This window comes from Bacillus sp. jun7, from assembly GCF_051034795.1.
In the GTDB taxonomy this organism is placed as follows: domain Bacteria; phylum Bacillota; class Bacilli; order Bacillales; family Bacillaceae; genus Bacillus; species Bacillus velezensis.
The window spans coordinates 496,475-510,435 of record NZ_CP093219.1; the positions used below are offsets into that span (position 1 = coordinate 496,475).

Genomic DNA, 13,961 nt, shown 5'->3' on the forward strand with positions numbered 1-13,961 from the left:
TGAAAATTGTCGTAAAGCACATCCTGATATTAGTATATACGAAAAAAGAATACGTATTGCCGTATTCTTTCTGTTTAGTGAAGATTATTTTTCTGTTGTTCTCTTTTTAATTTTTCAGGGGTGACATCGTTGCCTTCCGGATCAATCACTTTTACGCTCTTTAACGTATTTTTCATTGAGGAGCGGAATCCTTTCAAATACTCCTGGCGAAGCTTTTGCTGTTCAGCTTTTTCCTCATCCGTTATCGTGTTTGATTTAGCTTTTTGAGCCAATTCGTTAATTCTTGCGATTTTTTCTTTAGAAATCATAATAAGCTCCTTTGGTGCGTGTTGATTATATACTACTAAAACGCAGTCTTTTTTACAACTGATGCGCGTCAGCTGCCTTCTGTGTCTGCGGTATATTCCTGAAACCGCCGGTGAACCGTGGCTTTGGACACGTCATAGCCGAATCCTCTTAGGGTCGCTGCGATTTCTGCAAAGGTAAGCTTGTTGGCTCTCAGCCTGATAATTTCCGAAACCGGAACCTCTTTTTTTTCTTTTCCGCTGTTTTCATGTCTGTTTTTCAGATTCCGTTCAGGTTTGTAGCCGTTTTTCACGGCTCTTTTCATTCCCCGCCGGATTTTCATATTGTGAATTTTCCTTTGATATTCCTCAACAATACTGACGATTTCAAGTACCATCGAATCAGCTTCGGAAAGCTCCAGTTCACCTTTATGAGCCGTCGTATATATCTTTACGTTCTCCCTGTAAATACAATGCAAAAGCGCAATCTTGGCGTTTCCTCTTCCCAATCTCGTTTCGTCCTGCACCAATATCGCGTCAATATGTGATTTTTTAATTTCATCAAGCATTTCAAATACTCCGTCGCGGTCCATTTCATAACCGCTGGCTTTCTCAGAAATGACTTTCACGACTTCCATGCCGTTTGCAGCAGCGATCTCACTGAGCTCTTCTTCCTGTCTTTTTAATGACGTTTGCTGCTGTTCTTTGTTTGTGCTTACGCGGGCATAAATGAGCGCCTTCATTTCTCTCTTTCCTCTCTAATTGACAATGGCCAGCTGATATACGGCCGGATGCTTCTTCTTAACCGGAAGAATAAGTTCGTCTCCGGGCTTTATATCAGCAGTTTGGAGATGATTATTCTCCGTCACCCACTCAATGAAATCTTCTTTATTAATGTGTTTCTTTTCTGCTACATGATCCGCAAGTGACCAGAGTGTATCGCCGTCCTGAACCTTTATTTTAACATATTGGCTGAGGGACTGATCATTTCCCGCACATGAGACAAGTAAAATAGCGGCACTTAAAATCGCAGTAAACAGCCCGACAAATATGATAGATTCTTTCGCCATGTAAATAACCTCCGATAAGAATGTTTGTTCGCTTTTTATATCTTTCAGTATATACGAACAAATGTTTCTGTCAATCGTTTTTTTCGAACCTATGTTTGTACTGTCAGGAAAATCATGCTATAATCTACTTAAAATCGACGTTTTGAGGTGCGAAATATGACGAAGCTATCAAAAAGGCAGCTTGATATCCTGCGTTTTATTAAAGAAGAGGTAAAAACGAAAGGATATCCGCCTTCTGTAAGAGAGATAGGAGAAGCAGTAGGACTGGCTTCCAGTTCAACCGTGCACGGCCATTTGGCGCGGCTGGAGACAAAAGGCCTGATCAGACGGGACCCTACTAAACCGAGGGCGATTGAGGTATTGGATGAAGAAGAAGTCCATATTCCGAAAAGCCAGGTCGTAAACGTTCCGGTCATCGGGAAAGTGACGGCGGGTATTCCGATTACGGCTGTTGAAAATATCGACGAGTATTTTCCGCTTCCTGACCGGATGGTTCCTCCGGGCGAACATGTCTTTATGTTAGAAATCATGGGAGAAAGTATGATTGACGCCGGCATTTTTGACAAAGATTACGTCATTGTCAAACAGCAGAACACGGCCAATAACGGAGAAATCGTCGTAGCTATGACCGAAGATGATGAAGCGACGGTTAAGCGCTTCTATAAAGAAGACAATTATGTGCGGCTGCAGCCGGAAAATCCGACGATGGAGCCGATTATCCTGCAAAACGTAAGCATTTTGGGGAAAGTGATCGGCGTATTCAGAGCCGTCCATTAATTCTATTAAACTTCATTTATCGTAAAAAACCCCTTACAGAGGGGTTTTTTTGCATAAAAAAAGCAGATTCGCCCTGGCTTAAGAAACGAACCTGCTAAGGAGGAAAAACTTACATTCTTATTATCCGACATCACACTTTTGAAGTCAACTAATAATGTTTCTCTCAAGAAACTTTTCATCCATTTTTCAACTTTTTATATATTTGTGCGTGATGAATTTGTTTTTTTATCTTTTCTTTGGGCGGGTACGTCAAAAATTTATGTATGAATATTTAGTACATAGTGCAATAAGTTAAATATAAATATAAAAAAACCCGCTGCCTTTAGCGAGTATCTATTTTCAATCAAAATGATAATATTCTACACCGTAAAACCCTTTAATATAGACGGGACCACAGACGTTTGAAGAACTTTCAACCAGAATCCTGTATTTGTGATACGGATCAATTGATTTTTTATCCTGGGCACTGAGGTTTAGCCAGCTGCCGCTGTAGTTTTTAGAACTTAATGTATAAAAATTTCCGTTCAGCGCCATCCGCTGGAGTTTCATGCTTAAACCGCACGAAGAGTTGTTCATTATGGTGAACTTATAGCCTAAAAAATAATCGTCGGCAGCTACAGTCCCCGGATTTTCAATATGAAACTCTTTTGCGTTTCCCTCCAAAGTGAAGCTTGTTTTTGATCCGAATTCAGTGGTAGCCGCTTTAGCTGAGTGTATTCCGCTAAAACATAATAAAAAAACAGCAATACATATCCAGTATTTTTTCATTTGCATCCCCCTTTTTACATATTTTAACTTGTGAATCCTGTGATGTCTATTCACATTTTACTTTATAACCACTATATACCAGTTTAAAAATTTGCGGATTGCTTACAATGAAGACTAAACGAAATAACGAAGGTGGTTCAAATGAAACACGTAATTGCTTTCGCTTCTAAAACGGCGCTCACACTTGCTTTACTGTACATTGTTCTGGATCTTATGTACCAAGTATCCTTTTTAAACGTTCTGTTTATTACAGTGATCTTAAGTTTAATCACTTATTTTGCGGGTGATTGCATGATTCTGCCGAGAACAAGCAATTTCACAGCCGTTGCAGCTGATTTCGGAATTTCATTCATTATATTATGGATATTCCTGATGAACATTGGCGGGTTTAATGTCTCTCCTGCCGCGGCATCGGTTATCTCTGCACTTTGCATTTCTGTTTTTGAGGCATTTTTTCACCGGTATTTGCAGCAATATGTACTTCCCGAAGATTATCAGGACACAACAGAGACGGATAGCACGCTATGGAGCTATCAAACCGAGGCGTCTGAAGAATTAGTGCCGGAAAAAGACCCTCAGGAAAAAACATAAAAAGGAGGCAATCGCCTCCTTCTCTTTTTATTTTTGCTTCTGATCGTCCAGCGGCAGCTGCAGCAGTGAGTCTGTGCCTGTCGCTTTCGGCGTTTTTCCGTCCCATTTTTCAATCCATTTATATTTGATCATTTCATCGGACATTGATTTCTTAATGATTTCGTTATAGTCAGCGATCCCTTCCGCTTCAATTTTTTTCTTTTTCGCTTCGGCTTCGGCTATTTTAATTTCAGTTTGTGTCCGTTCAAGTTCCTGTGAAGACTTCACCCTTGCATCGATGGCTTCCTGTGTGGCTTTATCCGGCTTTGGTACGCCAAGCGTCAGATCATCAATTAAAAATCCAAGACTCTTCATATCATCAGCAAATCTCTTTTGAACATCGGCAGCGGCTTCTGCAGATTTTTGCCCGTATGTGTCAATAACCGAGTATTTGCTGATTGATTTTCGCGCCGCATCCCACAGCCTTGTTTTTAAATATGTATTTTCGATCGTTTCCACATCTACCGCCCCGAATTTGTTAAACAGATCGACTACTTTATCAGGCTGTACGACATAGTTGTAAGCGATATCCATTTCAATATTTTTACCGTCAGAGGTTGCCACTTTTATATTTTCATTATTCACTGTCTGCATACGCACCGGGTATTCCGTTACTTTATTAAATAATCCGACTAAGTGCCAGCCTTGGTCCAATGTGTCGGATTTTACCCCGCCATTCGGTGAGTATACAACCCCGACATAACCGTTCGGTATTTTTTCAATGAATAGTGACGCTGTGACGCCCGCAATTAAAAGGGCTGCACCTATAATCACACCGCCGAGAATTTTTTTTGTGTTTCCGCGCTTATTTTCGCTCATGCTGATCTTCTTCCTCCCATGACTTTTTTAATTTTTTGGCTCCGCTTCCCACTTGTTTAAAGATTGGACTAAGCATCAGCCATAAACCGAATCCGATGATGACAAGAAGAATGATAGACCCGATCATCACTTTCATTTGCCCACCTCTTTTCTTTCATCCTGTCAATTATGTATACGATCTTAAGAACTTAAAGTTTCATAAATTTCAAAAGAAAAAGCCCCGCCGACAAAATAGGCGTGCTTATTAATAATTGTCACTGATAAAATCAGAAATCGTTTTTGTGAATTGATAAAAGGTCTTATTTTGTGTGGATGCTCTGCTTTTCAGCGTAAAAGTGTCAAATAGTGATGTTCTGAAGCCGGTGCTCATTTCGATTTGGATACTCAATCCGGATGAAGATTGATTGGCAAGGTTGTTCGGACTGACGCCTGCATATTTATCATTTGTGCCAAGAAGAACGGCTGGATACCCGTGCCGTTTCAGCACATCGGTCAAAAGTTCGGCTCGTTCTCTGTCTGTACCGCCGATTTTTATCTTTTTATCATCACTGCCGTAACCGTGCAATGAAATGACATTAGAGTGCTCTTTCACCATTTGCACGGCCTTAGGTTCATCGAAATGCGAACTTGTCAAATGCAGAGCCGCATTACCGGCTGATTTTAACCCTTCAAATAAATATAAACTCCGGTTTTCGGCAATTTCTCTGGCTAACTCACTGGTCCCCGGCTCTATGCCTCCGCCGTGTATAGCTAATATGAGGACAGAAGGGTCATGCTCCCGCGTTGAAATGGAAAAATCGGAAGGATCTTCATTCAGCTTTAATTCCTCGAAACTGCCGTAAATATCTGAAGCGGCATCAGCCCGAAAGAACGGCAGAAGCAAAAACGGTAAAATTAAAACTAAAATTCCTTTTTTGGTTATTGATGGCATTTGTATGTTTATGTTACAATACAAATGCTTCAGCCTTTGAAGCGAACGGCAGAACAGGGTGACTTTGGACGGTTTCTTCTGCTCTGCCTCTTTGCCAGCTGCTTTACGGTCTACTCTTCTAACCCTTTTTTCCATAACATCATCCTTTCTTTTGTTTACACTTTTGTCACAATATTATATACGTTGGACAAAACCTCCGTTCATCTTGAAGAATAAAAACATCAAAACAACCTCTATCCTTTAACCTAAGAAAGTCTTTCTGTTCAAAGAGACGGAAAGCTTAAATGATAAAAATGAAACCCTTCTCCTTAGTTTTGTTTGATTTCCCAATTTAAGAATCCCCGAAACAAATTGAATGTAACTGTTGTTTCCATAAAAAAAGACTGCTGTTAAGCAGTCTTTTTTTTCGTTTTATTTCGTGCCTGTTGATCCCAGTCCGCCCCGGTCATTGTTTCCGAGCTTGTCTACTTCGATCAGCTCCACTTCAGGCATTTTCTTCATGATTCTGAATTGGCAGATCCGCTCCCCCTTGGAAATGTCGGTATCCCGAAGAGCGAATGCAGGAAAAAACCAGAAGTCATTGTCGCCTTTATATGATTCATCAATGACTCCCATTGAATTTGTCTGAATGATACCGAAATGCTTATATGTACTTGAACGCGGAACGACATGCGCCTCGTATCCTTCCGGCAGTTCCATCGCAACTCCAAGCGGGATAAGTTTGAATTCACCTTTTTTGATTGTTATATCTTCAGCTGCCCGCAGGTCAATCCAATCGCCCTGTTCAATTTTACTGATTCTCGTTTGCGTATCATCTGAATATTTAATTTTGATTTGTAAAGTCATGTTCGCTGCTCCTTTTGCTTCCCTATTTCAGTCGTATTGATGACCAATCCGTGCCCCATTATACCATTTAACTGATAAGAATGTTGATTTTGGTGTATATGCAGCCGAAGAGGAAGCACGGCGAAGACAATGAGAATAAACCTAAAATGAGGACCCCTCCTATCAGTTTTTTCCTCCATTTTCACATGACAGTTTCAATTACAATAATGTAAAGCTTTATATCCGTTCTTTCAACAGAGCTTTTTTTAAATTTCACCTTGGTTTCAAAAGGAATTTCGTTCTGAATAAAGAATTTGAAGAATAAGCGCTTAAAGGGCGCGCGATTTTTCTGTCCCCTGCCTCAGGCGCTTATATCAAAAGAAAGAGGTGTCTTTAGAATGGTTCAATTTAAAAACTTTCCTGATCCGTCTTTAAACGCCCCATTGCAGTCTCGCCCTGCACATCCCTCTGAATTGGAGCATCTCAAAGCAAGGATGCAGAATTTTATTAAGCATTCCGCAACGGATGATAATCTTGAGGTCGCAGATGCCCGGGTGACGGCGGAAGGAATGGTCACCTCACTTTTAAAAGAACGGCTTGATACAGAATACGAAATGCTTATGAATAAAATCACCCGGGAAGTGAATGTGGAGGATTACGGAGCGGTCCCTGACGGCCGGGACAATACGGAAGCCTTTCGGAGAGCGATCGGGAACGGCCGGGTCAAAGTAAATGTTCCCGCAGGAGAATTTTTGGTTCAAGGGATAAAACTCCCCTCCTGGACTACCATTTCCGGTGAGGGACAAGGGATTACCGTGCTTAAGCTTCATGAGGACACTCCCGCATACGAATGGGTCGTTACTAACGATGATTACGAAAATGGAAACCGTAATATTTTTGTCCAGAACATGACTTTAGACTGGAATCCTGATCGTCAATGCGGAGTCAGGAACCCCGGAGGACAGTTTTCCAGCTGTTTAACGTTTGCTAATGTGCAATACGGCTGGATTAAGAATGTTGAAACGGTTAACGCGGGTCTGCATGGTATAGATATTACATCTCCGACTTACGATCATTTGCCTGAAACAGAATGGACGAAAGACGGCTGCCGTTATATATGGATTGATAACTGTGTGGCATACGGCGCCGGAGACGACGGCATTACCACCCATTACAGCGAATATATTTTCATTTCCAACTGCCATTCCGGAAACCCCCGCGGCACAGAGCATGCTGAGGGCAGCGCAAACTCGAACGGCATTGAAATTGACGACGGCTCTAAACATGTGTGGCTTTTAAATAACTATACGAGCGGAAATATCCGCGGGATTGAGGTAAAGGCGCACAGCCTGTGGCCGGCTTCTCAAAATGTTCATATTATCGGTCATGTTTCGTATCGTGATGTACGTTCATTTGATATTCGTCATATCGGCCATCATCAGGCCTCAGATCCCGAAAGCACGACGGCTTATGATGTTACTTTAACCGATTGCACCGCGATTGAACCGGTATTCAATGCTCTCTATGACGGTGTGACCCCGAGGGCGCTGGTCATCTCTGCCTATAAAAACGTTAATGTAAACGGATTCACAGCTATTGGTGATCCCTCATACGACTATGGCGGGAATCCAGTCGTGGCTCTTCAATACCGCAGTCAAAATATTACGATCAACGGCATTAAAATACGCGGCTTTACACAAGCCGGGGTTGACATCAATATATCCGGCGGATCTAATAAAACCGATTATGTTAAAATTTTAAATTTTGATATATACAAGTCTTCTCCTAAAGGCATCTCAATCGGCGGAGGCCAATATAACGTAAATATTATGAACGGTACAATGATCGGAGACGGCGGTTCCGTCGGAATTACGTCCCCTAACAGTCAGGCTGTCATTCTCGGGGTGCAAGCGGAAGGTTACAGCGCGGCCGCATCTATAAAAGGACAGACTTATGAGCAGATCCCCGTCAATTTAAAGGGAGGCGCACAGCTCGCGACCAGCTCCGGTTTTGCATTCAACCCGACAAGCGCCGTTATTGCGGGAACAGGCGATATTACGGCCAGGGGTGACAGAAATGCGATCATCAGCTCTTCCGGAGGTTCAAGTTCTGAAGGTTCAAGGGCATTTATCGCCGCTTCAAACAATGTCCATATTACGGGCGGCAAAGTCTCCAGAACGATTCTGTCATCAGAAAGCATTACATTGGAAGAACCATACACGGTTGCCGGAGGGCATCAGTCCATCAAATGGAAACTGGATTCAGCGGGCGGCCACGGTACGTTCGCCGGAGCTGTCACCTCTTCCCTGTCAGGGTACGGAGAATATTTTGAAAGTGTAACCGGCCAGACGATTTCCGCCGGGACGATCGTCACAGTGAAAGGCGAAAAAATTGAACCGGCTCACGTCGGAGATTATATGCTCGGCGTCATTTCAGAAACAGCCGCTTTTATCTCAGGAGCCGCAAGCTTCGGATGGCAAAACCGCTTTTTGACAAATGAGTTCGGCGGTTTCATATACGAAAATGTGACTGACGAAGAAACAGGAGAAACGGTACGCGTACCGAAACAAAACCCGGACTGCAGTCCGGCTCTTGAAGCTCACTATGAAGCACGCGCGGCCAGAGACGAATGGCATATTGTCGGACTCAACGGCCGGCATTACGTACGGGTCGACAGTACGGTCAGCCCGGGAGATTATATCACGGCTCATAACGGAATCGGGACTAAAGCCGCGGAAGGCTGGAAGGTATTGAAACTGACGGCCTTATACAGTGCTGAAAAAGGGTACGGCATTGCAATTGCGGTTATCAAATAGGGTCTCAATATCAGGATCATCTCCTCTCTTTTCTATCGGGCGGGTATGATCCTGTTTTTTATACCGAATGAGATGCCTCTTTTTCAGCATACCGTTTCATTTGTCCAAGCCATCCATGCTTTCTGTCATAGAATACTACCGTCAGATGAAAAAAGGAGGAATATGAGTATGGATATGGATATGGGTATGAACGGACATTATGATCACCAGCCAAAGCAGCCTAAACAAAAGAAGAAAAAGAAGAAACAAGATAAAAAGCATCTTGATTATGATTACATCGTTGTTTATGAAAGAAAATGCAAAAAATGTAAAAAATGCTGCTGACTTGACATATCAACACTTTTTACACCCGGTAAACCCCGGGTGTTTTTCTTATTATGGCGTTTCTCCGGGCTTTTTTCACCCAAAATCCGGTCATCCTATCACAATACATAAAAAGACTCTATTATTTTCTTCCCTTTTCGCCTAATGAAAAGTATTTCATTTACAGAAAACAACACAAATAGAATGACATGACTTTTGAGAAAATCTGCTCTTTGCTTGGTCAATTTCTCTGCGATACCATGAATTTGCAACAATTTTCAAAAACTTCCTCAGGAGGTCATAGACATGAAAATCGCCAGAACAATAGTCGGATCATGCTTAGCTTTATCTCTAACAATTCCTTTCACAGCCAGTGCCTCAGCAGCCAGTCAGTCTGAACACGCAAACGCGCCTCACGTTTCACCCGTTGCAAATCCGTTAGAAAGTAAATTACCCCAAACAGCAGGCCAAAACGTAAAAGCAGCAGGTGTTGATGCCGGGCTGAACGTAAACGTAGATGTTCTCGGAATTTCAGATCGCATTGCTGAAGCGGTTAAGTCAGATCAAAACCGAACCGGCTGGGTAAAAAATGTCATGGAAACAACATTTTACGCATCAGGACAGAAGTACAACGTCATGGTGTTCAATTTAAATCAAGAATATGAAGACCGCTTTAACGGCGTTCAATTTTACGGATCAGCCGTTTATGACGGCATTACTTACGGAATCTGGGTCTTCGAAGACGGTTCCTTTGATAACAAAGGAGACGGGGGCTGGATCAATTGGGCATTCAGAGGATGGTTCGATCGTGATAATCAGCATATTGAATTCCACAGACCTTAATACAGAGAAAACTTGCGGCAGCGCCCGCAAGTTTTTATTTTAATAACGGGATACTGCACATTTTTCACCGTTATAACGACTATACTTGAAGTGCGGGCTCCGATCGCAGCCCCGGTAAGTCTTTCAAAGTGAGGGTGTGCCATGTCAAAGTCTTTAAAAATAATGTTGTGGAGCATATTGGTGTTCATCATCTTGTTAGTGATGATCGGAATCGTTTCTTACAATCAAACTCCGTCTGCAGAAAGCACAGCAAAAAGAATGCTTTACAGCGTCTAATCAATTTTAAGCCTTCATCGGCTTTTTTTATTTACCGCAGAACACTTGAAGTTCTTCTATTTAGATCGTTAACGTTCCCATTCTGAATGGAGTATACGCGTATATTATCAGGCAGTCCGTTTTGATACATGGTTCCGATTATGCCCTTCGCACCTTTTTTCTCTATTCCTCATCACATTCCCTCTTTTCATGCTACTGCTCTTGAAACCAACCAATCATTTCTTCAGCCTGTTCCGTTGAATCAAAAGGGTCCAATCCTAATAGCGTGTGTTACATTTTCATTTTAAAAAAAACAAGCCAACTGCGCATCCTCTTCGCAACTGCTCAATATATGAGCCTATCCGTTTCTATTACAGGAAGCAGTACGATTCCTGCTTTTACTCATTTTAACGGATGGCCATGTGGAGGAAATATAGACTAAAAAACCTTTTTTCAAAAAGTAGACTAGCATCCCTATCAAACTTTTCATTTCGGCATAGTATGTATTAATCCTCTTTAGGAGGTGAGATTATATGGGATTCTCAGGTGGTTATGGTAGCTCCTTTGCGTTAATCGTGGTGCTATTCATTTTATTAATCATCGTTGGGGCTTCTTTCCTCGGCGGTTATTAAGAATCCTCTTACCTCCGCATCCATGTCAGCAGCACCTCCATGATCGTACGGCGCCATAAATGAAATGTTTATGGCGCTCTGCTGTTTTTCCCCTTTTCATTCACACATTAAAACTAAAAAGATCGGCCGATGAATCAACATGCAGCCGATCAGTAATTCATAGATTATTGTGTAAGATTTACATCGATGACGTTATAGAAGGCATTGGAAGTATCCGCAACGTCCCATACCCCCAAAATGACATGATACCCGCTTCGATCAGTCGGCACAAAAATCTTATGAGTCAGATTCGTATCTGCCTTGGAACCGTCGTGGTTTACCGTTCCGATTAATTCAAATTCATCTCTTGACAAAGGTTTATTCGGATTCCAGTTTTTCTTGGTGATATAATAGTGCCACTTTGATGTCGCATGAGGAGCCGTGTAGTACCAAGTAAAGGTGTTAAAACCGCCGCGGATGTTTTGTTTTACCCAATAATCTGCAGTCTGCTTGTCTAAACCGAAGTCAATTTGTCCCGATCCCCCATTTGCAGACGCAATTCTTCCATCCGGCGGACCTGCAGCCGGAAATCCTTTCGGCCCTTCTACAGACTGAGGATTATCAATGACGGAGCCATATTTCTGCGCAGCGGCCGTCCAGCCCAATGTTTGTTTCTCTAAAGCTCCCATGTACGCTCTGCTGACGGGCTCTTTTATATACCCGTGCGCAGATGCATCACTTGAATAGAAAGCGCCTCCAATCCCAAGAGTAACAGTTAAAACTGCAGCTTTGACTAAACCCTTCATTACTGCATCATCCTCCCTCTTTTGTTAATAAAAACCTTTCGGTATATACACTTCACGATAGAGGATGAAATGACCTTCCTTTTCTTGATAGGAAAAAGCAATGAGGTTCGCGCTTTCCCCTTTGTTTTTTATAATCATAAAGAAAAAGCCGGGCCGATTCTGTTGTCGAATCCGCGATTGCCAAAAACCGGCCCGCCCCTTTTGCTCAGAACTTCATTCGCTGGATTTGCCGGTTTCTTTTCGGATAACCGGTGCTACTTCCGTTGCTAATCGTTCGATGTTTTCCGCGGCTTTTTTAAACGGCATACCTCCTATATCGATTTGCGCGAGAAATCGCTGATGCCCGAACAACTTGTATTGATGCATGATTTTTTCAATGATCTGCTGTGAACTTCCCACAAATAAAGCTGTTTCTTTTCCGGACGCCCGCTCAAAATCTTCCTTCGTTAAAGGCTCATCGATCCCGTGATATGAATGAACGTGAGACCAGTAATTTGAATGATACGGGTAAAATTCTTGTATTGCCTGTTCATTCGTTTTTGAAATGAACATATGTCCGGTCACGGCAACCTTCACATTTTCCGGAGGATGACCGGCTTTAGAAGCTGCTTCTCGGTATTTGTCAACAAGCGGCTTAGATGACATCGGATCACCGCTCAGTACAGCTAATGCCAAACCCGCACCTGCACGCCCGGCTCGTTCTGCGCTTTCCGGAGTCCCCGAAACACCTAACCATAGCGGAATGCTTCCGCGAAAAGGCCGAGGAGAAATTTCTGCCTCGCGCAACGGCGGCCGGTAACGTCCTTTCCAGGTAACCGATTCTTCCCCGGAATTTAGTTTTAAAAAAAGGTTAATGTGTTCTTCAAACAGTTCTTTATAATGGCCTACGTCATAACCGAAAAGAGGAAACGAGTCTAAAAATGCGCCCCGTCCCGCAATGATTTCCGCCCGGCCGTCTGAAATCAGATCAAGCGTTGCAAAATCCTCAAATAAACGGACGGGATCTGCGGTGGATAATACAGTCGTGGCACTGGTCAGCTTAATATTTTCAGTGATCTGTGAAATCGCTGATAAGATGGCCGGCGGCGAAGATACCGCATAATCAAGACGATGATGCTCGCCTACACCGAATACATCAAGCCCTGCGTCGTCAGCCAGTTTCGCCAGCTTCATCAATTCATCTATCCGCTGCTTTGCGCTGACTGTTTTCCCTGTCAGAGGATCGGGATATAATTCTGCAAATGAATAAATTCCAATTTCCATACAATCACGGTGTTCAGCCCTCACATTTCTCTCCTCCTGCACTGTGTAAAAAAGCTTTTATGTTATTCTATTCAGCCGTTTTATAAATAGGAATTCATTCAAAATAAATACAGAAGCTTAACATGCAGAAGGCCGGTATAAGAGGAAAAAAAGTTTCCGGCGCCCTTCATTCTGCCCATTATACTCATGCAGCCGGACTAGGCAAGAACAAAGCCGGCACAAGCGGATTCGAATTCATGTGTTCATTTTCAGTCCAATTCAATCCAATCGTGATATTGATCATAAAGCTTTCGTATTCTTCCGGCATCAAGAGCGATGACTTCACACCCTCTGTCATCATACAGAAAGAAAATAATATCTTTTGTCATATTCACAAAGAAAACATCGGGATACCCAACGGAACAGCCCCCGAACCTTGGCTTCAGCGGAAAATCTTCGTGGACGGCTGCCTTAAGTAATTGGGGAATACGCAGATCTTTCCTTTTACATAATAAAGAAAACTGCTGCATTTCATATTCTTCTGCATCATCTTCTTCAAACGGACAGGGGCAGGTCTTCACCTGAATCCGATATAAATCATCCTTACACTTCAGAAACGGCTGATAAACCTTTAATTTTCTCGCGTGATTACCTTGAGTTTTATGCTTATATACGTTGGCAACAAGGAACATGTCATCACTATGTTCAAACAGCTCATTGAAAAGTGCGGCGGTTTGATGATGAACAAGCTGAAAATACTCAAGATTCAAAGCACCGCTTTCATTAAATTGATACATATTGCCGCCGAGAGAAAAATGAATTCCCACGTCCCATTGATGATAAATGCCGGACACTAATTTTAAAGTCGGAAACCTTTCCTTCAGATAATCATTTATTTTCATTCAAACATCTCACTTTCCGTTTCCCGCTCCAGAGACAGAAGAAGCCGAAAACATTCCGCTTATTTCTTTTTCACCCTTG

17 protein-coding genes are annotated in these 13,961 nt (G+C 42.5%); 6 read left to right on the forward strand and 11 right to left on the reverse strand.

Annotated features, from left to right (window positions below):
• Positions 1–74 precede the first annotated feature (74 nt).
• The 3 genes from MJQ52_RS02195 to yneA all read right to left on the reverse strand — a co-directional run bounded on the left by MJQ52_RS02195 (position 75) and on the right by yneA (position 1,354).
• Complete coding sequence (locus MJQ52_RS02195; protein WP_003153997.1) at positions 75–308, reverse strand: DUF896 domain-containing protein; 234 nt, start codon at positions 306–308, stop codon at positions 75–77.
• Between the two features lie 68 nt (positions 309–376).
• Positions 377–1,027 (reverse strand): YneB family resolvase-like protein, encoded by a 651-nt coding sequence (locus tag MJQ52_RS02200; RefSeq protein WP_003153998.1) that lies wholly within the window; start codon positions 1,025–1,027, stop codon positions 377–379.
• A 15-nt stretch (positions 1,028–1,042) separates the two neighbouring features.
• Positions 1,043–1,354: a cell division suppressor protein YneA gene (yneA, locus tag MJQ52_RS02205; protein ID WP_003154001.1), complete on the reverse strand. Its 312-nt coding sequence runs from the start codon at positions 1,352–1,354 to the stop codon at positions 1,043–1,045.
• A 156-nt stretch (positions 1,355–1,510) separates the two neighbouring features.
• Between yneA and lexA the strand changes: the two genes are divergently transcribed.
• A complete protein-coding gene (gene lexA, locus MJQ52_RS02210) occupies positions 1,511–2,131 on the forward strand; it encodes a transcriptional repressor LexA (RefSeq protein ID WP_003154004.1) in 621 nt (206 codons plus the stop codon).
• 339 nt (positions 2,132–2,470) lie between these two features.
• Here the strand turns inward: lexA and MJQ52_RS02215 are convergent, their stop codons facing one another.
• Positions 2,471–2,899, reverse strand: coding sequence for a hypothetical protein (locus tag MJQ52_RS02215; protein ID WP_070081879.1), 429 nt, complete (start codon positions 2,897–2,899; stop codon positions 2,471–2,473).
• Positions 2,900–3,040: 141 nt separating this feature from the next.
• Here MJQ52_RS02215 and MJQ52_RS02220 point away from each other — a divergent pair, with 141 nt between their 5' ends.
• Positions 3,041–3,490 (forward strand): YndM family protein, encoded by a 450-nt coding sequence (locus tag MJQ52_RS02220; protein ID WP_434181852.1) that lies wholly within the window; start codon positions 3,041–3,043, stop codon positions 3,488–3,490.
• 27 nt (positions 3,491–3,517) lie between these two features.
• Here MJQ52_RS02220 and MJQ52_RS02225 read toward each other — a convergent pair whose 3' ends face one another.
• The 4 genes from MJQ52_RS02225 to MJQ52_RS02240 all read right to left on the reverse strand — a co-directional run bounded on the left by MJQ52_RS02225 (position 3,518) and on the right by MJQ52_RS02240 (position 6,125).
• Positions 3,518–4,348 carry a prohibitin family protein gene (locus MJQ52_RS02225; protein ID WP_003154011.1) on the reverse strand — a complete coding sequence of 277 codons (831 nt, stop codon included), beginning with the start codon at positions 4,346–4,348 and terminating at the stop codon, positions 3,518–3,520.
• A complete protein-coding gene (locus MJQ52_RS02230; protein ID WP_003154013.1) occupies positions 4,335–4,484 on the reverse strand; it encodes a hypothetical protein in 150 nt (49 codons plus the stop codon). Before MJQ52_RS02230 ends, MJQ52_RS02225 begins: the two co-directional genes overlap by 14 nt.
• Positions 4,485–4,592: 108 nt before the next feature.
• Positions 4,593–5,414 carry a poly-gamma-glutamate hydrolase family protein gene (locus MJQ52_RS02235; protein WP_094246900.1) on the reverse strand — a complete coding sequence of 274 codons (822 nt, stop codon included), beginning with the start codon at positions 5,412–5,414 and terminating at the stop codon, positions 4,593–4,595.
• Between the two features lie 276 nt (positions 5,415–5,690).
• Positions 5,691–6,125 (reverse strand): dUTP diphosphatase, encoded by a 435-nt coding sequence (locus tag MJQ52_RS02240; protein WP_003154017.1) that lies wholly within the window; start codon positions 6,123–6,125, stop codon positions 5,691–5,693.
• Positions 6,126–6,502: 377 nt separating this feature from the next.
• On the opposite strand from MJQ52_RS02240, the gene MJQ52_RS02245 reads away from it, so the two are divergent.
• The 4 genes from MJQ52_RS02245 (at position 6,503) to MJQ52_RS02260 (ending at position 10,953) form a co-directional block, all read left to right on the forward strand.
• A complete protein-coding gene (locus MJQ52_RS02245) occupies positions 6,503–8,920 on the forward strand; it encodes a peptidase G2 autoproteolytic cleavage domain-containing protein (protein ID WP_094246901.1) in 2,418 nt (805 codons plus the stop codon).
• Between the two features lie 168 nt (positions 8,921–9,088).
• Entirely contained in the window at positions 9,089–9,244 is a 156-nt protein-coding gene (locus MJQ52_RS02250; RefSeq protein ID WP_172424401.1) for a hypothetical protein, read from the forward strand.
• Between the two features lie 285 nt (positions 9,245–9,529).
• On the forward strand, positions 9,530–10,066 hold the full coding sequence (locus MJQ52_RS02255; protein ID WP_017417867.1) for a hypothetical protein: 537 nt from the start codon (positions 9,530–9,532) through the stop codon (positions 10,064–10,066).
• 788 nt (positions 10,067–10,854) lie between these two features.
• Entirely contained in the window at positions 10,855–10,953 is a 99-nt protein-coding gene (locus MJQ52_RS02260) for a YjcZ family sporulation protein (protein ID WP_003154022.1), read from the forward strand.
• Positions 10,954–11,117: 164 nt separating this feature from the next.
• Here MJQ52_RS02260 and MJQ52_RS02265 read toward each other — a convergent pair whose 3' ends face one another.
• The 3 genes from MJQ52_RS02265 to MJQ52_RS02275 form a co-directional block, all read right to left on the reverse strand.
• Positions 11,118–11,738, reverse strand: a complete 621-nt coding sequence (locus tag MJQ52_RS02265) for a lytic polysaccharide monooxygenase auxiliary activity family 9 protein (protein WP_003154023.1) — start codon at positions 11,736–11,738, stop codon at positions 11,118–11,120.
• Positions 11,739–11,951: 213 nt separating this feature from the next.
• A complete protein-coding gene (locus MJQ52_RS02270) occupies positions 11,952–13,025 on the reverse strand; it encodes an LLM class flavin-dependent oxidoreductase (RefSeq protein ID WP_094246902.1) in 1,074 nt (357 codons plus the stop codon).
• Positions 13,026–13,249: 224 nt separating this feature from the next.
• The gene (locus MJQ52_RS02275; RefSeq protein ID WP_094246903.1) at positions 13,250–13,882 is read right to left on the reverse strand and encodes a DUF3885 domain-containing protein; all 633 of its coding nucleotides are present in this window, start codon (positions 13,880–13,882) and stop codon (positions 13,250–13,252) included.
• Between the last annotated feature and the right edge of the window lie 79 nt (positions 13,883–13,961).